The sequence below is a fragment of the Banduia mediterranea genome (assembly GCF_031846245.1).
Taxonomy (GTDB): domain Bacteria; phylum Pseudomonadota; class Gammaproteobacteria; order Nevskiales; family Nevskiaceae; genus Banduia; species Banduia mediterranea.
In genome coordinates this window covers 1-532 of record NZ_JAVRIC010000076.1, presented here as the reverse complement: position 1 = coordinate 532, position 532 = coordinate 1, and the positions used below count along the sequence as shown (strand labels likewise).

At 62.0% G+C, this 532-nt stretch carries 1 protein-coding gene; it reads right to left on the bottom strand.

What is annotated here, in order from left to right; genetic code table 11:
* Positions 1-176 precede the first annotated feature (176 nt).
* A partial coding sequence (tnpB, locus tag RM530_RS18440) for an IS66 family insertion sequence element accessory protein TnpB (protein ID WP_311366732.1) occupies positions 177-532 on the bottom strand: 356 nt, incomplete at its 5' end.

The following is a 532-nucleotide window of genomic DNA, read 5'->3' as shown; positions in this document are numbered from 1 at the left end:
ACTGGCGTTTGAACCAGTCCAACTGCTGCCGGATCGATTCGAGCTGCGTGCTGAGCGTCTGAACCTGCGCCTTGAGGGCCGCGTTTTCGGCCATAAGCACGGTCTCAGGCGCCGCCGCTGGTGCGTCCAGGTTCGACACGAAGAGCGATTTATCTCGTTGATTCGATGTTGAAATTTTACCATGCAGAGGCCCCGGCCGCGACACTTTTCCGAGGCTTTTCATAACGTTTTCGCCGCCGCACGAGCCGCCAGTCCAGACCTTCGAGCAGGGCCAGGAACTGCGCCGGACTCATCGGGTCGTCGGCCTGATCCGCCGTCCCGAACTGGCCCTGCTCCAGGCGCTTGCTCCACACGCAGTAGCCACCCGATTCGAACGCCAGTACTTTGATCTGCGTGCGCCGGCGGTTGATGAAGGCGTACCACGCTCCATCGCTTGGCTCGCGTCCCAGGTGGCGGCGCACCATCGCACTCAAGCCATCGAACGAGCGACGCATGTCCGTCGGTTGCCGATACAGCCAGATGCGACGCTCAC